The following is a 26,058-nucleotide window of genomic DNA, read 5'->3' as shown; positions in this document are numbered from 1 at the left end:
CGATAGGGTTAAAGCCAGCCGCGGCGGCGGAAAATCCAGAGCGGCACCAATGCGGACAGCGCCATAAGCCCGAGCGCCATCGGATAGCCGAAGGGCCAGGACAGTTCTGGCATCACCTCGAAATTCATGCCGTAGATCGAAGCCACCAGCGTGGGCGGTAGAAAGGCCACCGCAGCCACCGAGAAAATCTTGATAATGGCGTTCTGTTCGATAGTGATGAGGCCAAGGGCCGCATCTAGCATGAAGGCGGTTTTCTGTTGCAGATAGCCTGCCTGTTCGGTGATCGTGCGCACGTCGCGATATTGCGATTTGAGCGCGCCGCGCAGGGGTTTGGCCCCGCGCCGGGTGTCGATAACCGGCATGAGAAAGCCCAAAAGCCGCTCGAGCGTCATCAGGCTCTCGCGGATTTGCATGACGCGCCCGTCAGCTTGGCCGATGTCGCGGAGCGCGGTGCGATAGGCCGCGGTATTAAGGGGTTTGTCGCCAAAGATGCGTTTGGAGAGCGCGTCGATGTCGCGGCCAGCCTGTTCGATGATATCGGCAAGCCGGTCGATGATTTCCTCGATCAGCCCGATCAGCACCGCCTCGACCGTGGCGCAGCCATGCGAGGATTTCCCCGCCTTGTCGGGATAGGTGGTAAAGGGGCGCGGGGCGTGGTGGCGCAGCGTCACCAGCCGGTCTGCCATGAGCACGAAAGACACCGGGCCGACGATGGTTTCACCCGCGTCGTTGCGCGCGGGCAAGAGGGCGGTCATCACTGGCACGCCCTCTTCGAGATAGAGGCGGGAGGATTGTTCGATTTCGTCCTGATCCTCGCGGCTGGGCAGGGCGATGCCAAGACGCCCCGACATTTGCGCCATTTCCTGCGGGTCGGGGCTGAGCATGTCGATCCAGAGGACGGGGGCATCGCCAAGGTCTGGCACCTGATGCAACCCGGTCTCGTGCTTGGCGTAATAGGTGATCATGCTCTGCTCCTGCCCATGGCGTCATACCTGCAATACGCTGGAAACAAGCAGTTGCGTATAGCCGTGTTGCGGATCATCCAGCACCTGATCGGTCAGCCCGTCTTCGACCACAAAGCCATCTTTCATCACCATCAACCGGTCGGCGAGCAATCGCACCACCGCCAGATCATGGGTGACGATAATGGCCGAGAGACCCATTTCACGCACCAGCCCGCGCAAAAGATCAAGAAGCCGCGCCTGAACGCTGACATCAAGCCCGCCGGTGGGTTCATCCATGAACACCAAGCGCGGGCCGGTCACGAGGTTGCGGGCGATTTGCAGGCGTTGCTGCATGCCCCCCGAGAACGCCTGTGGCTTGTCATCCACCCGGTCGGCGGCAATCTCGACCCGGCCCAGCCAGTCAATCGCCTGATCGCGGATATCCCCGTAATGGCGCGCGCCCACGGCCATCAGCCGTTCGCCGACATTGCCGCCCGCCGAGACCCCCATGCGCAGCCCGTCGCGGGCGTGCTGATGGACAAAGGCCCAATCGGTGCGCATCAGCATCCGCCGTTCGGGTTCGGACATATGCAGCGTGTCGCGGGGGCCGTGGCCGTGCGTGTCAAAGATGACCTCGCCCCGGTCGGGGGGCAGATGCCCGGCAAGGCAACTGAGCAGCGTCGATTTGCCTGATCCGCTCTCGCCCACGATGCCCATCACCTCGCCGGGGTAAAGATCAAAGCTGACACCGTCACAGCCGCGCCGCGGCCCGTAGAATTTGGCGAGATCGCGCACTTGCAAAAGGGGGGTCATACCGTGGCCTCCTCATAGGGGGCACCCTGCGCCCCGATATGGCCGCCTGCGCGGCGCGCGCGGCAATAATCGGTGTCGGAGCAGACGAACATGCGCCCGCCCGCGTCATTCATGATGACCTCGTCCAGATAGCTGTGGGATGCGCCGCAGAGGTCGCAATCGTGATCGGCCTTGGTGGCCTCGAACGGGTGATCCTCGAAATCGAGACTGACAACTTGGGTATAGGGCGGCAGAGCATAGATGCGCTGTTCGCGCCCTGCGCCGAAAAGCTGGATCGCGGCCATGCTGAGTTTCGGGTTGTCGAATTTGGGGATCGGCGAAGGGTCCATCACATAGCGCCCCTCGACCTTGACCGGATAGGCATAGGCGGTGGCGATGGCCCCGTGTTGGCTGATGTCCTCATAGAGTTTCACATGCATGAGGCCATATTCCTCGAGCGCGTGCATCTTGCGGGTTTCCACCTCGGAGGGTTCGAGAAAACGCAGCGGTTCCGGGATCGGCACTTGGTAGACAAGGATCTGATCCTCGGTCAGCGGTTCCTCGGGGATGCGGTGGCGGGTCTGGATGAGGCTGGCGCGGGCGGTCTCCTCAGTGGTGGCGACCTGCGCGGTTTTCTCAAAGAATTTGCGGATCGAGACGGCGTTTGTGGTGTCATCCGCGCCCTGATCAATCACTTTGAACGTGTCATTCGGCGTGAGGCAGGCGGCAGAGACCTGCACCCCGCCCGTGCCCCAGCCATAGGGCATCGGCATTTCGCGGCTGGCAAAGGGCACCTGATAGCCGGGGATCGCCAGCGCCTTGAGAATGGCGCGGCGGATCATGCGCTTGGTCTGCTCATCGAGATAGGCAAAGTTGTAATCGCTCATAATAGCCCCCTGTCGCAAAGGTCGGCGCGCAGGCCAGTCGGCCCGGTGAAGTGATGCGCCTGCCAGCCTGCGGCGCGGGCGCTGGTGACATTGCTGGCGGTGTCGTCGATGAAATAACACGCCTCGGGCGCGGCATCGGCGCGGGTGCAGAGGAGGTCGAAAATCTCGCGGTCGGGTTTGACCATGCGCTCGTGCCCCGACACGACGATGCCCTCGAAAAGCGTGTTCAGGTCGGGATGCAGGCGCTGCGCTTGCGGCCATGTGTCGGCCGAAAAATTCGTAAGCGCCCAGAGGCGGTGGCCGCTATCCTTGAGCGTGGTGGCGATGTCCCATGACCCTTGGATGCGGGTCTGGATGGTCAGGCCGAAGCGGTCGAAATAGCCGTCCATCAGATCGGCATGCTCTGGCCAGTGGGCGGCAATCGCTGCCACCGCCTCGGCCCGGCTGCGCCCTCGGTCCTGCTCATAGTTCCAGTCGTAGAATCGAACCTCGGCCAGCAGCGCATCAATCTCGGCGTCGCTGCCGATGGCATGGCGAAAGGCGGCCTGCGGGTCCCAGCGCAAGAGAACATTGCCGATGTCAAAGACAATGAGGGTCATGGGCGGGCCTGCTTCTTTATGGCAAAAATACTCATTCCGCCGCCTCCCGATGCGCCGCGCCCTCGGCCTCGCGGCGGAGTTTGCGCACCAGTTCCAGTTCGGACTGGAAATCGACGTAATGCGGCAGCTTGATATGTTCGAGAAAGCCGGTGGCCTGAATGTTGTCGGCATGCATGAGGACGAATTCCTCGTCCTGCGCGGGTGCGCCTTGATCCTCTTCGCCCAATTCTTTCCAGCGCAGCGCGCGGTCCACCAGTGCCATGGCGATGGCCTTGCGCTCGGTCTGGCCAAAGACCAGCCCATAGCCGCGCGTGAATTGCGGGGGCTCGGTTTTCGAGCCTTTGAACTGGTTGACGGTTTCGCATTCGGTGAGGGTGATCTCGCCCAGCTCAATCGCAAAGCCCAGTTCGGGGATATCCATTTCCACGGCGACAGCGCCGATCCTGAGCTCCCCGACAAAGGCGTGGTTGCGGGCATAGCCGCGCTGGGTGGAATAGGCGAGCGAGAGGATAAACCCCTCATCGGCGCGCGTCAGCGCCTGAAGCCGCAGCGCGCGGTCTGCGGGCAGTTGCATCGGTTCGCGGGTGAGGTCGGGGGGCGTGTCGTCGCTCGGGGGCTCTTGCTGGATCAGCCCCTCGCGGTCGAGATAGCCCATGATATGCGGCGTGGGGCCGGGGGTGGGCGTGGCTGTGGGCGCTTGCGGCGTCTCGCCCTCTGCCGCGAGTTTGAAATCCAGCAAGCGGTGGGTGTAGTCAAACGTCGGCCCCAGCACCTGCCCGCCCGGCGCGTCCTTGAACGTGGCCGAGATGCGCCGATCACAGCGCATGAAGGCGGTATTCACTGGATGCGACGCGCCAAAGCGGGGCAGGGTGGTGCGATAGGCGCGGATGAGAAAGATCGCCTCGATCAGATCGCCGCGCGCCTGTTTGATGGCGAGCGCGGCAAGGTCGGGATCATAGAGCGAGCCTTCGGCCATGACGCGGTTGACGGCAAGGCTGAGCTGTTCGCGGATTTGCGCCACGCTGAGCTCGGCCACGGATGTATCGCCGCGCCGCTCTTCGGCCAGCCAAGCATGGGCGTTGTCGATGGCGCGTTCGCCGCCTTTGACTGCGACATACATCTATTGGCCCTCCACACGGGTTGAGCGCGGCAGCGCCGCGAGGTCATGACCAGAGGTGAAGAGAAAATCGAGCCCCAGCGGAAACTGTGTGGCGTTGCGCTGAAACGCGGCAATGTCGGGCAGCGAGAGCGCGGCGGTGGTTGCAATCCCCGGCCCGGTCAGGCGTGCGCCGGTGTGCGTGAGCTGCGCCATCTCGACGATCAGGGTGGTTGCGCGGTCGGGGTATTCGGCCGTGCCGATGGGATAATCGGCCAGCGGTAGAAGGGCAGACCAAGGCCCGAGCGCGAACATGGCGCGGGGGCGGTCCACGAGCGGTGCGCCGGTGTGAAAGGTGATCCAGTCGCGCACCATTGGGGTATCAACCGCCCCCGCCAGATAGAGTGGCGTTTCAGGGTCACAGAGCGTCAAGAGCACCGCGCCCGCTGCGGGCGATAGGGGCGGTGGCGGCTCTGCGCCCATGATCTGCTCAATGGTGCCGGGACGGGCCATGGCGCGCATCACCGCGCGAAAGGCCAGGGCGGCCTCGGTGGGGGCTGCGGCAAAGCCGCCGGTCAGGGCTTCGGTCTGCATCAATCCTCTCCGCGCACAAGGGTGAAGAAATCGACCTTGGTCGCTGCGGCGCGGGCGGCGCGGGCGCTGCGGCGGGTGGTCTCGGCCTCGGCCAAAGGGGCCAGAACGCGGTCGCGGATCAGCGCGGCCTCGGCCCCCTGCATCAGCGCGTCAATCAGCGCGGCCTGCGTGGCGTGGCACTTGTCGCGGCCCTGCACATAGCCGTGGCCAACACGGCCATCGCCCAGTTGCAAGGCGCAGCGGGTGACGGTCATTTCACCAAGGTTGAAGGCGGCCCCCGTGGCCCCGGCGCGGCCCCGCACCATGACGCCGCCCACCTCGGGCGCACGCAGATAGGCGTAATCAGGGGACAGCCCCGTGTCAGACAAGAGCCTGTGCACATCCTCGGCGGGGGTGCGCGCCAAAAGACCCATCCAGCCCTTGCGCTCGGTTTCTTTGCTCATGTGGACACCTTGTGAAGTTGTCGGTATTACTATACAACTAGACAAATCTATACGCCAAACCCGCCTCCCTAGCAAGCCAGTCCACAATGAAACTTATGTGACATGCCCCGAGAAAAACCCGATGCCCTCTGGCGGGCGATCCACGACAGTCTGAGCCGTGACATCGCGGCAGGGCGCTATGGCCCCGGTGACAAGCTGCCGACCGAGGCGGTTCTGGCCACGCGGTTTGGCGTCAATCGCCATACGGTGCGGCGGGCGCTCGCGGTCTTGGCCGAGGCGGGGGTGATCTTTGCCCGGCGCGGGGCCGGGGCGTTCGTGGCGCATCGCCCGACCGAGTATCCGATCGGTCGGCGGGTGCGGTTTCACCAGAATTTGCAAGCGGCCGGGCGGTTGCCAACCAAAGAGATCTTGGCGCTTGAGACCCGCAGCGCCGATGCCGCCGAGGCCGAGGCGCTCAGGCTTGCGCCCGGGGCCATGGTGCATGTTTGTGACGGGCTGTCGCTGGCCGATGGCGTGCCGGTGGCGGTGTTTCGCAGCAGCTTTCCGGCGGCGCGGTTTCCCGGCCTGCCCGAGGCGCTGCGGCGGCTCCGATCGGTGACGGCGGCGCTGGCAGAGCAAGGGGTTGCGGATTTTACCCGCGCCTCAACGCGGCTCACTGCGAAACTGGCCAGCCCGATGCAGGCGGTGCATCTGCATCTCAGCCCGGGTGCGCCGATCCTGCGCACGATTGCGGTCAATGTCGATCCCGAGGGGCAGCCTATCGAATATGGCCGCACGTGGTTTGCCGGGGACCGGATCACGCTGACCCTGGCGGATGCTTGAACACCTGCCCCGATGTCACGGCGCTGTCACATCGCGGGCCTATCAGCGATGTATAGATCAGCTGCCTTTTTCATCCATGATTTCAGCATCTCAAGGGCGGCCCGTTGTGGCCGCCTTTTTCTTGCGGTCAGCCGCCGTGCTTTTCAAGAAAGGCCTCGGCGCTCAGGCTGCGAAAATCATCTAGGTTTTCCCGCAGGCGGGCGTGATCCCACTCCCACCACGCCAGAGCCATCATGCGGTCGGCCAGAGCGGGGGCAAGGCGCGGGCGCAGCGGCTGGGCGGGCACGCCTGCGACGATCATATAGGGGGCTACGTCATGCGTCACCACAGCCCCGGCGGCGATGACCGCCCCGTGGCCCACGGTGATCTCGGGCTTGACCTGCGCATTGTGGCCGATCCAGGTGTCATGGCCAATGCGCGCCAGCCGCGCGCGGCGTTTGTCGAACCAAAGCGCATCGTCGGGCGCATCCTCCCAATAGCTGGCAGAGCGATAGAGAAAGTGGTGCAGGCTGGCGCGGTCGAGCGGATGATCCGTGGCCCCCACGCGCACAAAGCTGGCGATATTGGCGAATTTGCCGATCTCTGTATTGGCGAGATCGCAGGATCGGTCGCAATAGGAGTAATCCCCCATCGCCACATGCGCGAGGCGGCTGCCGCGCCCGACCTCGGTATAGATGCCGAATTCGCAATCGGTGATGTCGCAGTCCGGGTGGATCAGGGCCTTGTCGGCCTGCAATCGGGGCATCGCGCGCTCCATAAGGGTTTCGGGCCTCCGGCGGGAGTATTTTAGCCAAAAAGAAGAGCGAGGGCTGTTTCTTTATGGTTCAAATACTCACAGTCCGCCCTCTCAATGCCCAGCGTCGTCCGAGGTGATAAGTTTGCGGCGCAACCAGCCTGAGAGGGTGTCCATCAGCATCACCATAATCAGAATGAGAATGATGTAATAGCTGACCTCTTCCCAGTCCTTTTGCGTGATCATGGCCTGTGTGAGCAAGAGGCCGATCCCACCGCCGGTGATAGCCCCGATGATGGTGGCGCTGCGGGTGTTGGATTCGAGGTAATAGAGCAGTTGGCTGAGCAGGACGGGTGTGATCTGAGGGATCACGCCAAAGCGATAGCGTTGCAGCGGTTTGGCCCCTGTGGATTGGACGCCTTCGATTTGGTTCTTGTCGACGTTTTCCAGCGCCTCGGAAAAGAGTTTGCCAAAGGTGCCTGTATCCGTGAGCAGAATGGCCAGCGCGCCGGTCATCGGGCCGGGGCCAAAGGCGCGGGCGAGCACCAGCGTCCAGATCAGCGCATCGACCCCGCGCAAGAGATCAAAGACGCGCCGCACCGCCGCACGCACCGCGAGATAGGGCGAGAAGTTGCGCGCCGCCGCAAAGGCCAGCGGCAGCGCCACGAGGCCCGCCCCCATGGTGCCGAGAAAGGCCATGAGGATGGTTTCGAAAATGGCCCAGAGCACATCCTTGTGCTGCCACATGCGGTTGTTCCAGACGTCGGATACCATCGCCGCAAGGTTGCTTTTGTCCGCGACCACCCGTTGGCCCGAGACGGCAAGGCGAGCCAATTCACCAAAGCTTTTGCCATAGAACGGGCTGTCGAGGGTGAACCAGAAGAGTTCCCAGCCGAAGTGATAGCGCATGACCTCGGTGCGCGCCCGTGTCAGGGTCACGCGACCGGCCTCGGTGGTGATGTCCACCCGCGCGTCGCTGGCGCTGATCCAGTCGGGGATGGTGTCTGTGGGCAGGGTGAGTTTGACACCCTCGCGGCGCGTGACCTCGGCTGTGATCAGCCCATAGCCCGGCACATCATAGCGCAGCGTGTTGCCGTCAATCAGCACCTCTTGACCATGTTTCAGGGATACCAGCGTGCGTTCCGGGCTTTGGATATCGACCCAATCGGGGCTGCGCCCTTCGGGCCATGTGCCCTTGTTCTCGCCCTCGACCGCGATGCTGAGCGCGCCCGACCGGTTGTCGCGGGTGACATGGGTTTTGTAGCTATAGCTGTCGGCGACAAGGATGCGGGCATTGTCGAGCCGCGCACGGTCGGCCAGCCCCATGATATTGAACGCAAAGAAGATATAGGTGAAATAGGCAAGGATCACCGCCGGGACGGCAAAGGCCAACCGCCGTTTGCGGCGAAAGAGGGTGGCGGCGTCAAAGTGGGGCGGGGTGATGTCGGTCATCATGCTCATGGTCTTAGCCCTCGCCGATCAGCTTGTTGCGGTAATGGCTGGAGAGTTGGTCAAAAAGCACGATTGTGCCGAACAAGAGCAGAAAGATCGCGGCCACCTCATCGTAACGCCCTTGGCCCCAGCTAAAGGCGTTTTTCAGGTCGTATCCGATGCCGCCAGAGCCAACAAAGCCCAAGATGGCGGAGGCGCGGATGTTGATCTCGAAGCGCAGGAGCGCGTAGCTGAGGTAATTGGGGGCCACCTGCGGGATCACGCCCAGCCACATCCGTTGACCCCATGTCGCCCCCACCGATTGCAGCCCTTCGACGGGTTTGAGGCTGGCGTTTTCATTGACCTCGGAAAAGAGCTTGCCGAGCGCGCCCATGGTGTGAATGGCGATGGCGATCATCGCAGGCACCGGGCCGCCGCCGAGGATGAATATCAGCACGAGGGCGATGACAATCTCGGGCACGGCGCGCAGGATATCCATGATCCGGCGAAAGAGGCCGATGAGGCGGGGCCATTTTGCCAGCCCGCGCGTCGCCAAAAGCGAGATCATCACCGCCCCAAGCGCGCCCAGAAGCGTAGAGGCTGCGGCGATGTTGACGGTCTCCAGCAGCGAGGGCAGGAATTTGGCCATCAGCCCCGGCAGGTTGGCGATTTTCTCAGCCGCCTCGGATAGCACTTCGCCGGGAAACTGAAAGATATTGCCGATCCCGTCCCAAAAGCCGCCCGCGTTGCGCGCATCGGCCACGCGAAAGCCCGAGACCATGAGGGCGATGAAGACGACCAGCATCACCATGCCGTAGAGGCGTTTGCGGCGGGTCATATCCATATAGGCGTCTTGCACGGATTTCACCCGTGCGGCGCCCGGTTCTGCGGTCATATCGGTCATTCTGGTCCCCCGTCATGCGAAACCGGGCCTGCGGCGATGCAGGCCCGGTTCTGTGTCCGCGCTTGGCCGTCAGTTCGAGGCCTTGCGCGCCTCGATGATCGAGAGATAGGCGTCGTGGTTGATCGGCTGGAAGCCGAGCGCCTCGCCGGCCATGAAGTTATAGGCGCAATCGGCGTCCATATAGGGGAGCGAGGCGGTCAGGGTGGTGATGTCCAGCTTGACGCGCTCGGGCAGGGATTTGCGCAGGACGATGGGGCCTTCGGGGATGGGCTTGGATTTCCAGATTTCGACGATCTGGTTCATGTCGACAAGGCCCGCATCCGCCGCCTTGCGCAGCGCGCCAGAGTTGTAGCCGTCTTCCCATGCGCCCATGCCATCGGCCCAGGTGACGCCCGCGTCGACATCGCCATTGGCGACGGCAACGATGGTCTGCTCGTGGCCGCCCACGAACTTGACCTCACCAAAGTAGTCGCCCGAGTCCATGCTGGCCCCGATTTCGACGGGGATCTCGATCGAGGGGATCAGGTAGCCGCTGGTCGAGTTGGGATCACCAAAGGCAAAGACTTTGCCCTTCATGTCGTCGAGCGAGGCGATGTTGCGGTCTTTGCGCGCAAAGCCGATGGCATAATAGCCATAGGATTTGTCGAGGTTGGTCTTGACCATGACCGGCTCGACCGCCTCTGGGTCGGTCAGATAGGCCTTGGCATAGGCGGAGGCCCCAAGCCATGCCATGTCGAGCGTGCCGCCAAGCAGGCCTTGAATCACGCCGTCATAATCGGCGGGGGTAAAGAGCTTGACCGGCACGCCGAGCAGGTCTTCGGCCTTGGCGCGGTAGCATTCGTTTGACGACATGCGGTCTTGGGCGTTTTCACCGCCCAGAATGCCGATGCGGAATTCGGTGATCTGGTCTTGGGCCAGCGCCGGGCTGACCAGAGCGGTGGTGGCGACGATGGCAGCAAAGAGGTTCTTCATGGCTTTTTTTTCTCCGGTTGGATTGCGGCCCGCCACCCCCGGCGGGCCTTGGGTGGTTCGCGGGTCGTCAGACCGCCGCCTCGGCTGCGCGCAGGGCGCGGGCGGTGCTGCGGTCGAGCGTTTCAATCGAGGTCGATGTGCTGGCTTCGGAAAACGAGGCATCGGCACCGTAGATGTCGCGCGCAACGCCGGTGGTCAGTTGTTCGGGCGTGCCGTCGAACACGACGCGGCCATGCAGCATGCCGATCACGCGGTCGCAGTAGCGCCGCGCGGTATCGAGCGTGTGCAGGTTGGCGATGACCGTGCGCCCGTCCTCTTCGTGAATGCGGCGCAGGTCGTCCATCACGAGCTGCGCGTTCATCGGATCAAGGCTGGCAATCGGTTCATCCGCGAGGACGATCTTAGGGTCCTGCATCAGGGCGCGGGCAATCGCCACGCGCTGCTGTTGCCCGCCCGAGAGCGCCTCGGCGCGCTTGGGGGCATGGTCGGCGATGCCAAGCCGGTCAAGGATTTCGATGGCGCGGTGAATATCGGCATCGGGGTAGAGGTTGAACATGGTGGCCAGCGTCGAGCGGCGGTTGAGCGTGCCATGCAGCACGTTCGAGACCACATCCATACGCGGCACAAGGTTGAACTGTTGAAAGATCATGGCGCAGTCCGAATGCCACGCGCGTTTGTCGGCACCTTTGAGGGCTGTCACGTCGCGGCCCTCGAACAGGATTTGCCCCGATGTGGCATCGGTAAGCCGGTTGATCATGCGCAGCAGCGTGGATTTGCCAGCACCCGAGCGACCGATGATGCCGATCATCGCCGGTTTGTCGACGGTGAAGGACACCCTGTCCACGGCGGTGTTCTGGCCAAAAGTTCTGGTCAGTTTCTCGATGCTGAGCACGGTCGATGCCTCCTTGGGTTGGGCCACCACGTAACGGCGGTTCTCAAAGAGTTTGCGACAGACGCGTAAAACTTTTGCGACAGGGGGCTGACAGGGCCAATGCTGCGCCCCGCGACAGCGCCGCCTCTTGCAGCGCAAGGGCGGGCTGCGTATGGCAGGGGCATGACTGCGTTGCGCCGCCCCCGACTGACCCGCGATGACTGGCTTTTGGCCGGGTTCGAGGCGCTGTGCGAGGTAGGTCCGGCGGCGCTGGGCGCAGAGCCTTTGGCGCGGCGGCTGGGGGCAACGAAAGGGTCGTTTTACTGGCATTTTGCGGATGTTCCGGCCTATTCTGCAGCGCTTTTGGCGCTGTGGGAAGAGGACGCCGCACAGGGGCTGGAGGCAGCATCGCAGGCCGCCACCGAGGCGGCGCGGTTGCGCGGTTGTGCGCAAGCCATGGCTGCCACGGCTGAGGCCGATAGCCTGACACGGCGCGCCGAATCAGCGATCCGGGCCTGGGCCGGGACCGATCCTATCGCCGCAGAGGCGGTGGCGCGGGTGGATACGGCACGGCTGGCGCGGTTGCATCGGCTGCTTTCGGCCTGTGACATCGGCAATCTGGAAATGGCGCGCATCGTTTATGCCGCGGCGATCGGGATGCAGGCGATGCGTGATCCGGCGCGGGATCAGGCGGCCCCGGCGATTGGCTCGCTGGTCGATCTCATTCTTGCGCTGAGGTAGGGCCGATGCGGCTGGCTTTGGCGGTTATGGCGCTGTCGGCGTTGGGCGCTTGCAAGGATGAGACGGTGACCGGCTATGGCGGGGCCGATCAGATCTGGCATCTTGAAAGCATTGACGGGGCGGCGTTTGGCGCGCGCGCAACGCTGGAGTTTCCGGCAAAGGGGGCATTGGCGGGCGCGGGGCCGTGCAACACCTATTCCGGCAGGCAGACCGTGCCCTATCCGTGGTTTTCCGCCGAAAGCGTTGTGACAACCAAGCGCGCCTGTCCGGAGTTGGCGGCAGAGGCGCTCTATCTGGCGGCGCTGCGCGAGATGAGTTTGGTCGAGGTTCTGGGCCCTGTTTTGATTCTGTCCAATGACGCGGGCCGCGAGATGGTGTTTCGCGCGGGGGAGTAGGGACACGCGGCGGCGCTCCGCGCCGCGCTCAGATCAGCGCGCGTTCGCGGCTGATCATGGCGGCATGGGCGCGGTTGCGGGCATTCAGCTTTTTGCAGATCGAGCGCATGTGCATCTTGATCGTGACCTCGTTGGTGCCCATGTCGCGCGCGATTTCCTTGTTGGTCAGGCCATCGGCGGCAAGGCGCAGCACGAAAAGTTCCTTTTCCGTCAGGTCATGTTCTGGCCCGGCCTTGTCGAGGCCCGGCGTGCCGGCATCCATCGGTACAAAGACCTGCCCCGAATTGATCAGTTGCAGTACGCTGTTGAGCGATTGCAGCGGCATCGTTTTAGGGATCAGCCCCTTGCAGCCCAATTCCAGCGCGCTGTGCAGGAAATGCCGATCCACCATGCCGGTAAAAAGCACGACCTTGGCGGGGGCGGATTTTTCGATCACGCTTTTGACGCTGGCGAGGCCGACCATGCCGGGCATCTTGAGGTCGAGCAGGACGATATCGACATCTGTATGCTCGGACAGCAAGCTGAGGATGCCATCATAGGAATCGGTGGTGATCGCCACATTGCCGGGCTGCGCGTTGAGCATGTTGCCCACGGCTTCGGCGAGAAGGTTGTGATCGTCTGCAAGTAAAATTTTCATAGACATTGCCTGGGTTGTCCTGCGCTGTAATTCAATCGCGGCGTGGCGACGCGAGCCCAGCTCTGTGCATCGTGAACTATCCCCATCTGTTAGACATTCCGGGGCGAAGTTCAATAGTTTCGGTGCAGGTTGGGGAAATCTGTCGTCAAGTGTTGCGATTTGTCTTGGGAAGGGGGCGAAATCCTGTGGTGACTGCCCTCTATCGGCGGTCAAGCCGTCGGGCGATGGGATGGCGTGCTGCGCCTAAAAAGCAGGCGGCGGCACAAAGCAGCAGCAGCGCGGCCTTGGGCTGAGGGGCCTCTAGGGCGGTGCCCAGAGACCAGAGACCCACGCCAATGAAGCAAAGGGTCGAGATCATTTCTCCGGTGGAGCGGGGGCGCTCAGTCATTGATTTCTCCATCTGAGGGGGCGGCCAAATTCGTCAAGGGTCAGGTCGGGGGGCAGGTCGACATCGGGCATGGGGGCGGGTTGCCCCTGTTCCAGACGCCACACATGCGCAAGGATCACAGCCACGGCGGCAAAGAGCACATCGGGAATTTCCCGGCCAATGGCCCCTGTAAAGTAAAGGGCGCGCGCCAGTGGCGGCACTTGCAATGTAGTGACACCCGCGCGGCGGCCCCGGCGGATCACAGCCTGCGCCATTGGTCCCTTGCCCATGGCAAGGATGCGCGGTGCGGTATCGGTGCCCGGCTCGTAACGCAGGGCGATGGCGAAATGGGTGGGGTTGGTGATGATGGCGGTGGCCATCGGCACATCGGCCAATGCCTTGCGCTCTGACGCGCGGCGCGAGGCCTGCATCTGGCGGCGGCGCATCGCACCTTTTTGCTCGGGCGAGCCTTCGGATTCCTTGGATTCGTCCTTGATGTCCTGCCGCGACATGCGCATGGATTTTGTGTTGGAGTGGATTTGCCAGCCAAGATCAAGTGCTGCGATCACCACAAGGCCAAGGAGCAGCCCGCCCAGCACCCGCAGCATCGCCGTGCCAAAGAGCACCATTGCATCGCCGGGTGCCAGCGCCGAAGAGCTGCCAAGCGCAGGCAAAAGCGGGTAGAGCATCAGCACACCCGCCGCAAGCAAGAGCGTGACCTTGAGCACCGCCTTGAGCAGATCGACCAGCGCCTTCATCGACACCATCCGCCCCAGCCCGGTCATGGGGTTCATTTTCTCGGGTTTGAAGCCTAGTGCCTTGGGCGCGAAATTGAGGCCACCCATGGCCGATTGCGCCATGAGCACAGCCGCCAGCAGCGGCAGGCCCAGTCCGGGCCCAGCGGCCAGCATCCAGAGCATCATATCGCGCGTGTGCCCAATCATCATCGCGTCGAGCGATTGCGCCCCGTCGATCACCAGCCCTGTTGCCCAAAGCCCGGCCAGCCCCGGCAGCGCCCATTGTCCGGCGCTGAGGATAAGCGCGCCCATGCCCAGCGTGACCAGCACGAAGACCTCGGTAGAGGTGGTGATCCGCCCCTCTTCGCGCGCCTCTTGGCGGCGTTTCTGGGTTGGCTCTTCGGTTTTTTCCTGTCCGTCGTCTGCGTCAGCCATTGGGTAATCCGTTCAACATCTCCATCAGATGCTGCAAGGCCTGTGCCACCCGTTCCGACAGGGCGGGGCCAAGGCTGGTGACGGTGAGAAAAAGCAAGACCAGCGTGGCGGTCATCGTCAGCGGAAAGCCAAAGGCAAAAAGATTGAGCGAGGGGGCCGAGCGGGTGATCACCCCGATCACGAGGTTCAGCAGCAACAGCACCGAGACGACGGGCATCATCAACTGGGCCGCGTTGCGAAACATCGCTGTGGTCGCCTCCATGCTTGCGTCGATCAGCACCGTGCCCGCGATGGGCGTGCCGATGGGAATAAGGCGATAGCTGTCGAGCATCAGGCGGATGGCGGCAAGATGGCCGTCCTCGGTCACGAAAATGGCCAAGAGAAACAGCATAAAGAACTGGCCAATGACCGGCGATTGCGAGCCGCTGGTGGGATCGACCTGCGCCGCAAGGCCCAGACCGGCGGTATTGGCGATGCGGTCGCCGGCCATGACGGCGGCGGCAAAGAGGATTTGCAGCACCATCCCTGCCGAGAGCCCGATCGCCAGTTCACGCAGGGCGATAACCACGCTGGAGAGGCTGGAGAGCGCATCGGGTTCGGGGATCGGCACCTGACCCATCAGTGGCACCGTCAGGCAGACCGAAATGATGATCCGCACCGGCAACGAGATGAACCGCGCCGCAAAGAGCGGGGCCGAAAGGACAAAGGCACCGATGCGCAGCATGGCGAACAGAAATTGCAGCGCGAGCCCCGTCAACTGCGTGAGTTCCAGACCCGGCAAACCGGTGGCAGAGGGGGCGAATTCGGGCAGCATCCTAGTGCATCGTCGCGATGGCGTCGAAGACATGGGTGAAATAATCGGTCATCGTGCTGAGCATGAAGCCCGACATGAGCGCCATGGTTACGATCACGATGGCCATTTTCGGCACAAAGCTGAGTGTTGCCTCGTTGATCGAGGTGGCCGCCTGAAGGATGCCGATCACAAGGCCCACGGCGAGCGCCACCAGCAGGACCGGGCCTGCTGTCAGCAGGATATTCCAGTAGGCCATGCGCAAATGTTCGATATTGGCGTCGAAATCCATGGCTCAGAGCGCTCCTTGAAAGCTGGAGGCAAGCGAGCCCATGGTCAGGGCCCAGCCATCGACCAGCACGAACAACAGCAGTTTGAAGGGCAGTGACACGATCATCGGAGAGAGCATCATCATGCCGAGTGCCATCAGGATCGAGGCGATCACCATGTCGATCACCAGAAAGGGCAGGAACAGCAGAAAGCCGATCTGGAACGCGGTCTTGAGTTCCGAAGTGATATAGGCGGGCAAGAGCACGGCCACCGGGACTTCGGCGTCGCTGGCATAGGGGGCATCGCCCGCCAGTTCCGCGAACATCAAAAGGTCGTTCTGCCGGGTATTGGCCAGCATGAAGCCTGACAGCTTGTCCCAGGCCAGCCGCACCGCCACATCCGGGGCCATCTGCCCATCGAGATAGGGGCTGAGCGCGGTGTCATACACCTCTGTCAGCACTGGCTGCATCACGAAGAACGACAAAAAAAGCGCGATGGCGATGAGCACCTGATTGGGTGGTGTCTGCATCGTGCCCATGGCTTGCCGCAGGATCGACAGCACGATGATGATCCGGGTAAAGGCGGTCATGCCCAGCACCAGCGACGGCAGCACCGTAAGCGCCGTCATCAGCGCCAGAATTTGCAGTGAGAGCGAATAGGTCGTGCCGTTCTCATCCGAGAGGGTGATTGCGGGCAGGCCCTGTTGCGCCAGAACCGGCGCAGGCAGCAGAAGGGCAAGGATCAGAAGCGGAAGAAGGCGGCTCATGCTGCGGCCCCCTCGTTTTGTGCCAGTAGGGTCAGAGCGGTGCCCGAGCTGCGGCCCATCACCACCAGCACGGTTTGCCCTTCGGCCTTGAGCAAGAGCGCGCGGCTGTCGCCGCCCAGATTGAGCGTCTCGGTCAGTTCCAGTTTGCGACCGGTTGCCAGACGGGCGGCGAGCGGTGCGCGTTTATGGCGGATCACGGCCCAGACCAGCACGAGCACGCCCAGAAAGCCCGCAATGGTCAGGATGCGGTCAGGGGTCAAGACATCCACGGGGGTATTCTCCTGCAAAGGTTGATCAAGGGTCAGTTGATCAACCCGTGCAGGTTTCGTGCCACGCAAAGGGGTAGGGTGTCAGACGGTTTCGATCCGTTGCCGGGGATCGACGATATCGCCAAAGCGGATGCCGAATTTCTCGCCCACCACGACCACCTCGCCCTTGGCGATGGGGGTGCCGTTGACCAGAATGTCGAGCGGGTCGCCCGCCATGCGGTCGAGTTCCACCACCGAGCCTTCGTTGAGGCGCAAGAGGTCTTGCAGCGTGATTTGGGTATTGCCCACCTCGACGGTCATGCTGACACGGACATTGGCCAAAAGGCCAAGGTCCACGTTGGTCAGGCTGGTGTCGGGCTGGTCGGTCGGGGGGGTCGCATCATTGGTCATGGCGGGGTCCTTGGGGTCAGGGTTCGATACGGCGGGTAAGCGAGAGCGCGGCGCGGCCATTCTGCGCGCCCGGTTCGGCGTCAAAGAGCGGTGTGCCTTCGACCAGCAATTGCGGGCGCAGCGTCAGATCAACCGGCACGACACGACCGGGGCGCAGCCCGGTCAGGGCGCTGATGGGCACATTGGGTTCGGCCAGACGCGCCGTGACATTGAGCGGCACAGCCATCACCGCCTCGCGTAGGCGGCTGCGCCAGCGCAGGTCATCGGCCACTTGATCCGACTGCATCCGCGAGCGCAGGCGCGCGGCAATGGGCTTGAGCGCCTGAAGCGGGTAAATAAGATCCAGCGTCGCCGGATCGGCCTCGGGCAGCTGGATGATGAAAGAGCAGCAGACCACCTTTTCTTCGCTTTCGACAAAGGTGGCGAATTGCAGATTATCCTCATGCACCGGATTGGCGAAATCGAGCGGGATCAGATCGCGCCACGCGGCCTCGAGCGCGCGGTAGATGCCCTTGGTCACGATTTCGATCACCCGCGTCTCGCTGGCGGTAAACTCGGCGCGGCCTCCCGGCAGATAGGCGATATTGCCGCCGTAATAGGCATTGGTCAGCAAGGATACGAAATTGGGCGGCAGCATGATCAACTGATTGCTGCGCAGCGCATCGACGCGGGCGGTGGTCAGGCTGACAAAATTCTCCAACTCGTCGCAGTAATGCGAAAAGCTTTTGACCTCGGGTGGAAAGGCAGAGATGCGCGGGTGCATCCGCAGGAACGGCAGGAACACGGGCCGCGCCAGACGACAAAAGCGTTCGTTGACCATGCGCAACCCGTGGTAATCGCCCATGATCGACAGGTTGTCAGAGCCGAATTTGTAGCGCTTGACGCTTTCGGTGCCGTGGGTCTGCTCTTTCTCCATGTCGAGCAGGCCGTCGACAAGGGCTGCGACCTCGTTCGAGCTAAGCTTGTGGGTGGCACTGGTGGTGTTGCGGGCCATGGGGCGACCTATTGCAGGACAAAGGAGGGAAAGAAGACGCCCTCGATGCCGCCGAACCCTTCGAGGGCTTCGAGCCGGGCGTTGATCGCATTTTTGAGGGCCAGGGCCAGGGCCTCGCGTCCGGCGGTGCCTTCGACATCCTCTTCGGCAAAACCTGAAATCACAGCGAGCATATCAGAGCGCAGGGCCATGGCGTGGGTTTCGATATGCGCGATGACGCTCTCGTCATATTGGGTCGAAACGCCAACACCAATCTGGAGGAACCGGCGCGAGCCCTTGAGATTGGTGGTCAGTGGATCGGGAAACTCGTGATAGCGGGTCTCGAAGACGGGGGCCTCGGGCATTTCCTTGGGGATGCGCTTGGGGCCAGCCTCGGCCTCGCCCGCGGCCTCGGCTGCGGCGGTTTCCAATTCGAGCAGGCGCAACACCTCTTGCGACGGCGACAGCGCCCCGCCAGACAGGTAGAAACCCGCCCCAAAGCCGCCGCCCCCCAGAAGGAGCGCCATCAAAAGCCAGACAAGCATCTTCTTGAGAAAGCCACCCTTGGGGCGGGCATCGAGATTGGGGAGTGCGGCATCGGCCATGGGAAACCTCAGGCGATCAGGTCAATGGAAGAGCGCGCAGGCGCGCGCGGGGAAAGCGGGTGTGAGGAGCTGTCATCGTGAGCGGTGGCATCCTGCGACAGGCCCGGTTCGGTGCCGGGCTGGCCATTGCCACGCGGGTTGGCATCGCCGCCCGTGGTGCCAAAGCCCGCCGCGCCGCCTGAGCCGCCCGTCGTCGTTGTGGTGGATTGGCTGCCCATCTCAAGCCCGGCGCGGGCCATGGCCTCGGCCAGACGAGGCTGGGCCTCGGCCATGGCGCGGGCGGCTTCGGGGCTTTCGGTAACGATATGCACATGGGTCACACCGTCCTGAGTTTCTAGCCGGATTTGCAGCGGGCCAAGACGCTCGGGGGTGAGCGTGAGGGTCAGAGTGTCGATATCTGCGCTGATGCCCTGCTGAATGTCCTGCACCATCTGTTCGGGCCAGTTGGGGGCTGCAAGATCGAGGGTTTGGGGCAGCGGGGCGCTGGTCAGGGGGGCAAGGGTGGCGGTTTGCAGCGCGGCTTGTGGGGCGGCCATGGGCGTGGCGTCTGCTGTGGCCATGGGCGCGGCTCCGCTGGGTTCAGCGGGGGCAAGCGGGGCGGGATCGGCGCTGAGCGCGGCTGTGGCGGGTGCGGTGTTGCCTGCGGGCGCTGTGGGCGGCGGCGCGGGCATCAGGGGGGCCGCGATGGGCAAGGCAGGCGCGGCGAGTGGCGGTGCTTCGGCGGTTTCCGGGGGGTCCATGCTTTCGGTGGGCTCTGCTGTGTCGGCGATGTCGGGCTCCGAGACCGCTTGTGCGACCTGCGCTGCAACGGGCGGGACTGCGCCCGGTTCGGGGGCTGGCGTGGCGATGGGCAGGTGATCCGTTGCCCCCTGCGCAGAGGCGGCTTCGGACAGGGGTATATCCTCGGGTGTGATCTGCGCCTCGGGGGCGCTGTCTGGTTGGGGTGGGACGGCCTCGATGGTGATCCGAGGCGGTTGGAAATCGCCGATGGGCACGCCCGCCGGATTTGCCACGGGCGTGGGCATAGGCGCTGTGGGCACGGGCGCTGCGACAGCAGGCGTGGGGCCCGGCGTGATCGGCCCAAGGCCTAGAGTGGAAAGCTGCGCGGGGGGCTGCGCCGGGGCCTGTGCTGCGTCCAAAAGGGCGGAAAAGCCTTGGTTTGGCTCGCCAGCGCCTTGGCCAAGCGCCGTCGCACCACGGGCCGGGGCCGTGGCAGCGGGGTTGGGAAGGCTGGTCAATACCGGGGCGATCATGCCGGGCTCCGTCTGGGGGTCACTCCAGAAGGTGCAAGCATCATGCCAAGCGCAGGCTGGGCGCGGCCAGACGATATGCGCCCGGCGCAATGAAAAAGGCACCCCGGATCGGGGTGCCTTTGCGGCCCTTGGTCAGGGGCGTTTACTTGTTATCTTCGATCGAAAGCGCCACGAACCGCGGATCGCCACCGCTGCGCACCAGCATCAGCAGGGATTTGCGCCCGGCCTCTTTGGCCTCGGCGATGCGGTCGTCAAGATCAGAGATGCTGGCCACTTTTTGCTGTCCAGCCTCGGTGATCACATCGCCCGCCCGCAGACCTTTTTCGTAGGCCTCGGACAGCTCGTCGATATTCACCACGACAAGGCCCGTTGCCGAATTGTCCAGCTCAAGCTGCGCGCGCAGCTCGTCACTGAGCGGGGTCAGCGTGAGGCCCAAAATGGTCTTTTCTACGGGTGCCTCGGGTGTGGCCTCCTCGCCGGGCTGGGCCACGGGAATGGCACCTTCGGCCTCTTCGCGGCGGCCCAATGTGATCTTGAGCGTGGTTGTTTTGCCCTCGCGGAAGACCACGACGCGCACGGTCTTGCCCACCTCGGTATTGCCCACGGTGCGCACAAGGCTGCGGGTGTCGGACACATCCTGCCCGTCAAAGGACGTGATCACGTCACCGGCCAGCATGCCGGCATCGGCTGCGGGGCCTTCGGGTACATCCGTCACAAGGGCACCGGCGGCTTTCTCAAGCCCCATCGCCTCGGCCACATCGGCTGTGACGTCCTGAATCCGTACGCCCAACCAGCCGCGCCGCGTTTCCCCGAATTCCTGCAATTGATCGACCACGCGCTTGACCACATTCGAGGCCATGGAGAAACCGATACCGATCGAGCCGCCGGTGGGGCTGAGGATGGCGGTGTTCACGCCCACGACCTGACCGTCGAGATTAAAGAGCGGCCCGCCCGAGTTGCCCCGGTTGATGGCCGCGTCGGTCTGAATAAAGTCGTCATAGGTGCCGCTGAGCGCGCGGTTGCGCGCCGAAACGATGCCCGCAGACAGCGAGAACCCCTGACCCAGCGGGTTGCCCATGGCCAGCACCCAATCGCCCACGCGGGCGGTGTCACTGTCGCCAAAGCTGACGAAGGGCAGCGGTTTATCCGCCTTGACCTTGAGCAGGGCGATATCGGTCTTGGGATCGGTGCCGATCACCTCGGCGGCAAGGGTTTCACCGGAAAAGAATTCGATGATGATTTCATCCGCGCTTTCGATCACGTGGTTGTTCGTGACCACAAACCCATCTTCGGAAATCACAAAGCCGGACCCAAGCGCTGAGGAACGCTGTGGCCGGTCACCTTCGCCCAGACGGTCGCGGAACTGCTCGAAGAAGTCTTCGAAAGGCGAGCCTTCGGGCACGATGGGCGAGGGGCCGGTGCCCCGTTCGACCACGGTTGACGTTGTGATGTTCACCACCGCCGGGCTGATTTTGTCCGCAAGATCGGCAAAGCTGTCGGGCCGTGCTGAGGCGGCCATTGCCTGAGCGATCAACAGCCCGACCATCAGGGCCATGACCCAAAGAGCCCGCAGGCCGGTGGGCAGGGATCGTGTTGTGGAAATCGTTTGGGTGTTCACACCAATGTCTCCTTTGGTTCGTGCATCGGGCGGCACGCGCGCCCTCTTGCACTGGAATGTAGGTGGTCTTTGCCGGATCGCAAAGTTTGCGGGATCAATTCACATCCATGTGACCGTTTTGGCGGCCCAAGATCAAGCGCCAAGCGTCTTGGCCGCCCAGACAAGGATCAGCCCCAGCACCAGCGCAATCGCCCCCATGAGGCGCCGCGCCTCGACGGGCAGCGCCGACAGAGCCACAAGCATCTGTTCAATAAGCGAAGGGGCCAGTGCATAGACCAGCCCCTCCACAATCAGCACCAGTCCCAACGCAAGAAGCGCGGTTTCGAGCATTATGGCGCGCTTCCCGACTTGAGATAGTCAAAGAATTCGCTGTCCGGTGTCATTACCATCGAAGAATTGTTGCCTTGCAACGCCTTTTCATAGGCTTCGAGCGAGCGGTAGAAGGCAAAGAACTCGGGGTCGGCACCGAAAGCCTCGGCAAAGATCGCGTTGCGTTCGGCGTCGGCCTCGCCTCGGATCACCTGCGCTTCACGCTCGGCATCCGAGAGCGTCTCGGTCACGGTCCGGTCGGCAAGGGCGCGCACGCGCTGTGCGGCCTCGTTACCACGGGCGATCTCGTCGGCGGCTTCCCGCTCGCGCTCGGCGCGCATCCGGGCAAACGTCGCCTCGAGGTTCTGCTCGGGCAGGTTGGTCTGCTTGAGCCGCACATCCACCACGTCAAGGCCAAGGCCCGCCGCACTGGTCTGTGCCTGTCGCTGGATGCGGCGCATCAATTCGCGGCGATCTTCGGACAGGATCGTATCGGACGTCACCTGATCGGCACCCAGAACTTCGCGGATCTGCGCGTTGAGAATGGATGACAGACGATCCTCGGCCAGACGCACCCCGCCCACGCCGACGGCCTGACGGAACTGCACCGCGTCGCGGATGCGGTAACGCGCAAAGGCATCGACCACAAGACGGCGGTCATCCGACGGCGTCACCTCGATGGTGTCGGTATCGAGCGACAGGATACGGTCATCATAGCGCACCACCTCCTGAATGAAGGGGATCTTGAAGGAGAGGCCCGGTTCTTCCTTGACGGATTTGATCTGGCCGAATTGCAGCACCAGAACCTTTTCGCGCTCATCGACCACAAAGACCGAAGAGAGACCCAAAAAGCCCAGAACGACCACAAGAGGGATTAGAAATTTGGTCATGATCTTAGTTCCCCTGTTCTGTCGTAGAGCGGCGCAGTTCGTTCAGCGGCAGATAGGGCACAACCCCGTTGCCGCCTTCGCTGCCGACGATGGAACTGTCGAGAATGGTCTTGTCGATCCCGCCAAGAACCCGCTCCATTGTCTCGATATAAAGACGTTTGCGCGTCACATCCGGTGCCTTGGCGTATTCTTCGAGAACCGAGGTGAAGCGGCTCGCGTCACCCTGTGCCTCGTTGACGACGCGGGCGCGGTAGCCCTCTGAATCCTCTAGGATCTGGGCGGCTTGACCGCGCGCTTCTGCCAGCGCCCGGTTGGCATAGGCATCCGCCTGCCGTTGCAAACGATCGCGTTCTTGTTCAGCGGCCTGCACTTCGCGGAAGCTGTCGATCACCTCGCGCGGCGGATCGGCCTTGTCGAGGTTGACCCGCACCACCTGAATACCGCTTTCATATTCGTCTAGCGCTTCTTGGATGTTGCGCATGGCCGTGTCTGCGATGATCCCACGATCCCGGTTGAGGATGGGGGCCAGATTGGACGCGGCGATGATCTCGCGCATCACGGATTCCGACACCGCCTGCACCGTCAGTTGCGGATCGCGGATGTTAAAGAGCAGCTTGGCGGGATCGGAGATGTTCCAAACCACCTGAAAGCCGATATCGACGATATTGGCATCGGTGGTCAGCATCAGGCCGCCTTCACGCCCGCCAGTGCTGCGACCGATATCCTCGGTCCGTTCCGAGGTCACATTGACGATTTCAGCCGTCACAATGGGCCATGGGGCAAAGTTCAGACCGGGATTGCCTGTCTTGTAATAGGCCCCCAAGAAGAGCTCGACCGATTGCTCTTCGGGTTTGACCGTGTAGACGCTGGCAAAGACCCAGAGCGCCACAGCACCCAAAGCCGCAAGGCCAATCGTGCCTTTGCCGAACTGCGGCCCACCGTCGCCGCCGGTGCCGCCACCCTTGTTGCCGCCGCCGCGCCCCCCCATGAGAACCCGAAGCTGATCCTGACCCTTGCGCACCAACTCGTCGATTTCGGGCAGCTGCGGTCCTCCCTCTGGGGGACGCCTGCCACCCCCACCATTGCGGTCGCGGTCATCGCCGCCGCCGCCCGAATTTCCGCCGCCGCCCCATGGGCCGCCAGAGTTTCCAGCCATACGTTTGTCTTCCCTTGTTGTCCTGCCGTTCCCGGCCCGTTTCACAACCTGTGCAGCACAGGCGAAAAATCAAGCGGTGCGCACAGGCGTTTTCATCGTTACAAGCTCTTCCGACATGGTCGGATGCACCGCTACGGTGCGGTCGAAGTCTTCTTTTGTCGCGCCCATCTTGACGGCGATCCCCGCCATTTGGATCATCTCGCCCGCACCCGGAGCGACGATATGACACCCCAGCACCTTGCGGGTGGCCTGGCTTACGATCAGTTTCATCAACACCCGGTCGGGTCGCCCGGCAAAGGCCGTCTGCATGGGCCGGAACGAGGTGGCATAGACCTCGATCGGCTCTTGCTCGCGCGCGGCTTCTTCGCTCAGGCCCACGGTGCCCATCTCGGGTTGAGTGAAAATCGCGGTGGGGATCAGATCATGGTCCACCGGCGTCGGGTTGCCGTTGAACACCGTTTCCACAAAGGCCATGCCTTCGCGGATGGCCACCGGTGTGAGGTTCACACGGTCGGTCACATCGCCAATCGCATAGACCGAGGGCACGCCGGTCTGGCTATAGGCATCCACGACAATCTCGCCCTTGCGGCCCACGGACACGCCTGCGGCCTCAAGCCCCAGATTTTCCGTGTTGGGCGCGCGCCCGGTTGCGAACATCACCTGTTCAAACACCGCCTCGCTGCCATTGGTGCCGGTCACGCGATAGCCGCCGTCGACGGGCTCCATCGTCTCGATATTGGTGCCCAGATGCAGGGTGATCCCCGAGGCGATCATCTCGTCCGAGACCAGCCCGCGCGCCTCTTCGTCAAAGCCGCGCAGAATTTGCGCGCCGCGATAGAACTGCGTGACCTTGACCCCCAAACCGTTGAGAATACAGGCGAATTCACACGCGATATAGCCGCCGCCGACGATCAGGATCGACTTGGGCAGCCGCTCTAGATGAAAGATCTCATTGCTTGTGATCGCATGCTCCGCCCCCGGCAGATCGGGTTTCACGGGCCGCCCGCCGGTGGCGATGAGGATATGTTTGGCGCTCAGCCGCTTGCCGTCGGCCAGTTCCACCGTATGCGGATCAACAAGGCGCGCCCGGCTATCATAAGTCTCGACCCCGTTGTTTTTCAGAATGCCGCGATAGACCCCTTCGAGCCGGTCCAACTCGGTATGCAGCTTGTCGCGGAAGGTGACCCAATCGAACCCGCCCGCATGCACTGTCCAGCCATAGGCCTGCGCATCGGCCATAGCCCCGCGATATTCCGAGGCAAAGACCATCAGTTTCTTGGGCACACAGCCGCGAATAACGCAGGTGCCGCCATAGCGATCTTCTTCGGCCAAGGCGACGCGCGCGCCGCCCTGTGCCGCCACCCGCGCCGCGCGCACGCCGCCAGACCCGCCGCCGATCACGAAAAGATCGTAGTCGAATTCGCTCATCATCGTCCCCTCAATCCGTCAGATCACGAAAGAGATTGTCGGTCTCGACAAAGTCGAGCCGGTCTTCCTCCACGGTGCCTTCGTTGATGTCGCGGGTTTCCACACGGCCATCGCCATAGCCAAGAATGACCACATCGCAGATATCGAGGAAAAGCCCGTTTTCAACCACCCCCGGCATCTGATTGAGCGCCATCGAGAGTTGATGCGCGGCCCCAATCCGCCCCAGATGCAGATCGAGAATATAATTGCCCTCATCGGTGATGAAGGGCCGCGCGCCATTCATCCGCAGCGTGGCATCGCGCCCCAGCACATCCATATTGATCAAGAGTTCCTCGACCAGCGATTTCGTCGTCTGCCAGCCAAAGGGGATCACCTCGACCGGCAGGGGGAAGGCGCCCAGCGTCTCGACCTCCTTGCCGACATCGGCGATCACGATCATCTGGTCAGAGGCTGTCGCCACGATCTTTTCTTGCAAGAGCGCGCCGCCGCCGCCCTTGATCAGATTGAGATTGCTGTCAAATTCATCGGCCCCGTCAATTGTAAGGTCGAGCCATTTCGCCTCATCCAGGCTGATAACCTCGATCCCCACCTCACGCGCCAGTTCCGCCGTGCGCGTCGATGTCGGCACGCCCCGTATGCGCAAGCCGCCCTCGCGCACCAACTCTCCCAGACAGCGGACCATCCACGCGGCGGTTGATCCGGTGCCAAGGCCCACGCGCATCCCGTCCTCGACGAAATCCACCGACCGCTTGGCGGCAACGAATTTGGCCTTGTCAATCGGCGACAATTCTCCGGTCATGGCAGCGACTCCCAGACTGTTTCGCAGGGGTTATAAGAGAGATGCCGCGCAGGTGCGAGACCGAATTCGCCCGGTTTCAAAGGGCAGCCAGCGTTAACCATTCTTAAACCTCTGCCGCGCTACGCATTAACCTTGTTAGAAG

At 63.0% G+C, this 26,058-nt stretch carries 32 protein-coding genes; 3 read left to right on the top strand and 29 right to left on the bottom strand.

What is annotated here, in order from left to right; translation table 11 throughout:
- Positions 1 to 8: 8 nt before the first annotated feature.
- From RAK1035_RS01305 to phnG, 7 genes are read right to left on the bottom strand one after another with little or no spacing between them, the layout of a single operon-like run.
- The gene (locus RAK1035_RS01305) at positions 9 to 965 is read right to left on the bottom strand and encodes a magnesium transporter CorA family protein (protein ID WP_008279068.1); all 957 of its coding nucleotides are present in this window, start codon (positions 963 to 965) and stop codon (positions 9 to 11) included.
- Between the two features lie 21 nt (positions 966 to 986).
- Complete coding sequence (phnK, locus tag RAK1035_RS01300; RefSeq protein ID WP_008279067.1) at positions 987 to 1,757, bottom strand: phosphonate C-P lyase system protein PhnK; 771 nt, start codon at positions 1,755 to 1,757, stop codon at positions 987 to 989.
- Positions 1,754 to 2,623, bottom strand: a complete 870-nt coding sequence (locus RAK1035_RS01295) for an alpha-D-ribose 1-methylphosphonate 5-phosphate C-P-lyase PhnJ (protein WP_008279066.1) — start codon at positions 2,621 to 2,623, stop codon at positions 1,754 to 1,756. Before RAK1035_RS01295 ends, phnK begins: the two co-directional genes overlap by 4 nt.
- Complete coding sequence (locus RAK1035_RS01290; protein WP_008279065.1) at positions 2,620 to 3,222, bottom strand: HAD family hydrolase; 603 nt, start codon at positions 3,220 to 3,222, stop codon at positions 2,620 to 2,622. The genes RAK1035_RS01295 and RAK1035_RS01290 overlap by 4 nt, the downstream gene beginning before the upstream one ends.
- A gap of 31 nt (positions 3,223 to 3,253) precedes the next feature.
- Entirely contained in the window at positions 3,254 to 4,342 is a 1,089-nt protein-coding gene (locus RAK1035_RS01285; protein WP_008279064.1) for a carbon-phosphorus lyase complex subunit PhnI, read from the bottom strand.
- Positions 4,343 to 4,912 carry a phosphonate C-P lyase system protein PhnH gene (gene phnH, locus RAK1035_RS01280; protein ID WP_008279063.1) on the bottom strand — a complete coding sequence of 190 codons (570 nt, stop codon included), beginning with the start codon at positions 4,910 to 4,912 and terminating at the stop codon, positions 4,343 to 4,345.
- Positions 4,912 to 5,355 (bottom strand): phosphonate C-P lyase system protein PhnG, encoded by a 444-nt coding sequence (phnG, locus tag RAK1035_RS01275; RefSeq protein ID WP_008279062.1) that lies wholly within the window; start codon positions 5,353 to 5,355, stop codon positions 4,912 to 4,914. The genes phnH and phnG overlap by 1 nt, the downstream gene beginning before the upstream one ends.
- A 102-nt stretch (positions 5,356 to 5,457) precedes the next feature.
- Here phnG and phnF point away from each other — a divergent pair, with 102 nt between their 5' ends.
- A complete protein-coding gene (gene phnF, locus RAK1035_RS01270) occupies positions 5,458 to 6,177 on the top strand; it encodes a phosphonate metabolism transcriptional regulator PhnF (protein ID WP_008279061.1) in 720 nt (239 codons plus the stop codon).
- Between the two features lie 127 nt (positions 6,178 to 6,304).
- Here phnF and RAK1035_RS01265 read toward each other — a convergent pair whose 3' ends face one another.
- The 5 genes from RAK1035_RS01265 to phnC all read right to left on the bottom strand — a co-directional run bounded on the left by RAK1035_RS01265 (position 6,305) and on the right by phnC (position 11,109).
- The gene (locus RAK1035_RS01265; RefSeq protein ID WP_232279144.1) at positions 6,305 to 6,922 is read right to left on the bottom strand and encodes a chloramphenicol acetyltransferase; all 618 of its coding nucleotides are present in this window, start codon (positions 6,920 to 6,922) and stop codon (positions 6,305 to 6,307) included.
- A 102-nt stretch (positions 6,923 to 7,024) separates the two neighbouring features.
- Entirely contained in the window at positions 7,025 to 8,371 is a 1,347-nt protein-coding gene (phnE, locus tag RAK1035_RS01260) for a phosphonate ABC transporter, permease protein PhnE (RefSeq protein ID WP_008279059.1), read from the bottom strand.
- A gap of 4 nt (positions 8,372 to 8,375) precedes the next feature.
- A complete protein-coding gene (gene phnE / locus RAK1035_RS01255; RefSeq protein WP_008279058.1) occupies positions 8,376 to 9,245 on the bottom strand; it encodes a phosphonate ABC transporter, permease protein PhnE in 870 nt (289 codons plus the stop codon).
- Between the two features lie 69 nt (positions 9,246 to 9,314).
- Positions 9,315 to 10,217, bottom strand: coding sequence for a phosphonate ABC transporter substrate-binding protein (gene phnD, locus RAK1035_RS01250; RefSeq protein WP_037296633.1), 903 nt, complete (start codon positions 10,215 to 10,217; stop codon positions 9,315 to 9,317).
- 67 nt (positions 10,218 to 10,284) lie between these two features.
- On the bottom strand, positions 10,285 to 11,109 hold the full coding sequence (phnC, locus tag RAK1035_RS01245; protein WP_037296624.1) for a phosphonate ABC transporter ATP-binding protein: 825 nt from the start codon (positions 11,107 to 11,109) through the stop codon (positions 10,285 to 10,287).
- A gap of 162 nt (positions 11,110 to 11,271) precedes the next feature.
- On the opposite strand from phnC, the gene RAK1035_RS01240 reads away from it, so the two are divergent.
- Both RAK1035_RS01240 and RAK1035_RS01235 read left to right on the top strand, forming a co-directional pair.
- Entirely contained in the window at positions 11,272 to 11,829 is a 558-nt protein-coding gene (locus RAK1035_RS01240; protein WP_037296907.1) for a TetR/AcrR family transcriptional regulator, read from the top strand.
- A gap of 5 nt (positions 11,830 to 11,834) precedes the next feature.
- On the top strand, positions 11,835 to 12,224 hold the full coding sequence (locus tag RAK1035_RS01235) for an META domain-containing protein (RefSeq protein WP_008279054.1): 390 nt from the start codon (positions 11,835 to 11,837) through the stop codon (positions 12,222 to 12,224).
- 28 nt (positions 12,225 to 12,252) lie between these two features.
- Here RAK1035_RS01235 and RAK1035_RS01230 read toward each other — a convergent pair whose 3' ends face one another.
- From RAK1035_RS01230 to rpiA, 17 genes are all read right to left on the bottom strand, one after another.
- On the bottom strand, positions 12,253 to 12,861 hold the full coding sequence (locus RAK1035_RS01230) for a response regulator (protein ID WP_008279053.1): 609 nt from the start codon (positions 12,859 to 12,861) through the stop codon (positions 12,253 to 12,255).
- Positions 12,862 to 13,060: 199 nt separating this feature from the next.
- A complete protein-coding gene (locus RAK1035_RS01225; protein ID WP_008279052.1) occupies positions 13,061 to 13,249 on the bottom strand; it encodes a hypothetical protein in 189 nt (62 codons plus the stop codon).
- Positions 13,246 to 14,400 carry an EscU/YscU/HrcU family type III secretion system export apparatus switch protein gene (locus RAK1035_RS01220; protein ID WP_008279051.1) on the bottom strand — a complete coding sequence of 385 codons (1,155 nt, stop codon included), beginning with the start codon at positions 14,398 to 14,400 and terminating at the stop codon, positions 13,246 to 13,248. The genes RAK1035_RS01225 and RAK1035_RS01220 overlap by 4 nt, the downstream gene beginning before the upstream one ends.
- Complete coding sequence (gene fliR / locus RAK1035_RS01215) at positions 14,393 to 15,214, bottom strand: flagellar biosynthetic protein FliR (RefSeq protein ID WP_008279050.1); 822 nt, start codon at positions 15,212 to 15,214, stop codon at positions 14,393 to 14,395. Before fliR ends, RAK1035_RS01220 begins: the two co-directional genes overlap by 8 nt.
- 1 nt (position 15,215) lies before the next feature.
- The gene (fliQ, locus tag RAK1035_RS01210; protein ID WP_008279049.1) at positions 15,216 to 15,482 is read right to left on the bottom strand and encodes a flagellar biosynthesis protein FliQ; all 267 of its coding nucleotides are present in this window, start codon (positions 15,480 to 15,482) and stop codon (positions 15,216 to 15,218) included.
- Between the two features lie 3 nt (positions 15,483 to 15,485).
- Positions 15,486 to 16,226 carry a flagellar type III secretion system pore protein FliP gene (gene fliP, locus RAK1035_RS01205; protein ID WP_008279048.1) on the bottom strand — a complete coding sequence of 247 codons (741 nt, stop codon included), beginning with the start codon at positions 16,224 to 16,226 and terminating at the stop codon, positions 15,486 to 15,488.
- Entirely contained in the window at positions 16,223 to 16,495 is a 273-nt protein-coding gene (locus RAK1035_RS01200) for a hypothetical protein (RefSeq protein ID WP_008279047.1), read from the bottom strand. Before RAK1035_RS01200 ends, fliP begins: the two co-directional genes overlap by 4 nt.
- Positions 16,496 to 16,576: 81 nt before the next feature.
- Positions 16,577 to 16,885, bottom strand: coding sequence for a flagellar motor switch protein FliN (fliN, locus tag RAK1035_RS01195; protein ID WP_008279046.1), 309 nt, complete (start codon positions 16,883 to 16,885; stop codon positions 16,577 to 16,579).
- 16 nt (positions 16,886 to 16,901) lie between these two features.
- Positions 16,902 to 17,879 (bottom strand): flagellar motor switch protein FliM, encoded by a 978-nt coding sequence (gene fliM, locus RAK1035_RS01190; RefSeq protein ID WP_008279045.1) that lies wholly within the window; start codon positions 17,877 to 17,879, stop codon positions 16,902 to 16,904.
- Between the two features lie 8 nt (positions 17,880 to 17,887).
- Positions 17,888 to 18,463 carry a flagellar basal body-associated FliL family protein gene (locus RAK1035_RS01185; protein WP_008279044.1) on the bottom strand — a complete coding sequence of 192 codons (576 nt, stop codon included), beginning with the start codon at positions 18,461 to 18,463 and terminating at the stop codon, positions 17,888 to 17,890.
- An 8-nt stretch (positions 18,464 to 18,471) separates the two neighbouring features.
- A complete protein-coding gene (locus RAK1035_RS01180) occupies positions 18,472 to 19,716 on the bottom strand; it encodes a flagellar hook-length control protein FliK (protein WP_008279043.1) in 1,245 nt (414 codons plus the stop codon).
- A 142-nt stretch (positions 19,717 to 19,858) separates the two neighbouring features.
- The gene (locus tag RAK1035_RS01175) at positions 19,859 to 21,271 is read right to left on the bottom strand and encodes a Do family serine endopeptidase (RefSeq protein ID WP_008279042.1); all 1,413 of its coding nucleotides are present in this window, start codon (positions 21,269 to 21,271) and stop codon (positions 19,859 to 19,861) included.
- 195 nt (positions 21,272 to 21,466) lie between these two features.
- Positions 21,467 to 21,664, bottom strand: a complete 198-nt coding sequence (locus RAK1035_RS01170; RefSeq protein WP_008279041.1) for a DUF2065 domain-containing protein — start codon at positions 21,662 to 21,664, stop codon at positions 21,467 to 21,469.
- On the bottom strand, positions 21,664 to 22,533 hold the full coding sequence (gene hflC, locus RAK1035_RS01165; RefSeq protein WP_008279040.1) for a protease modulator HflC: 870 nt from the start codon (positions 22,531 to 22,533) through the stop codon (positions 21,664 to 21,666). Before hflC ends, RAK1035_RS01170 begins: the two co-directional genes overlap by 1 nt.
- Positions 22,534 to 22,537: 4 nt before the next feature.
- On the bottom strand, positions 22,538 to 23,689 hold the full coding sequence (hflK, locus tag RAK1035_RS01160) for an FtsH protease activity modulator HflK (RefSeq protein ID WP_008279039.1): 1,152 nt from the start codon (positions 23,687 to 23,689) through the stop codon (positions 22,538 to 22,540).
- A gap of 69 nt (positions 23,690 to 23,758) precedes the next feature.
- Positions 23,759 to 25,120, bottom strand: a complete 1,362-nt coding sequence (gene gor, locus RAK1035_RS01155; protein ID WP_008279038.1) for a glutathione-disulfide reductase — start codon at positions 25,118 to 25,120, stop codon at positions 23,759 to 23,761.
- Positions 25,121 to 25,127: 7 nt separating this feature from the next.
- A complete protein-coding gene (gene rpiA, locus RAK1035_RS01150; protein ID WP_008279037.1) occupies positions 25,128 to 25,916 on the bottom strand; it encodes a ribose-5-phosphate isomerase RpiA in 789 nt (262 codons plus the stop codon).
- Positions 25,917 to 26,058 lie beyond the last annotated feature (142 nt).

Source organism: Roseovarius sp. AK1035 (assembly GCF_003288315.1).
Taxonomy (GTDB): Bacteria; Pseudomonadota; Alphaproteobacteria; order Rhodobacterales; family Rhodobacteraceae; genus Roseovarius; species Roseovarius mucosus_A.
The sequence above is the reverse complement of the archived record's forward strand: the minus strand, read 5'-3'. Positions and strand labels throughout refer to the sequence as shown.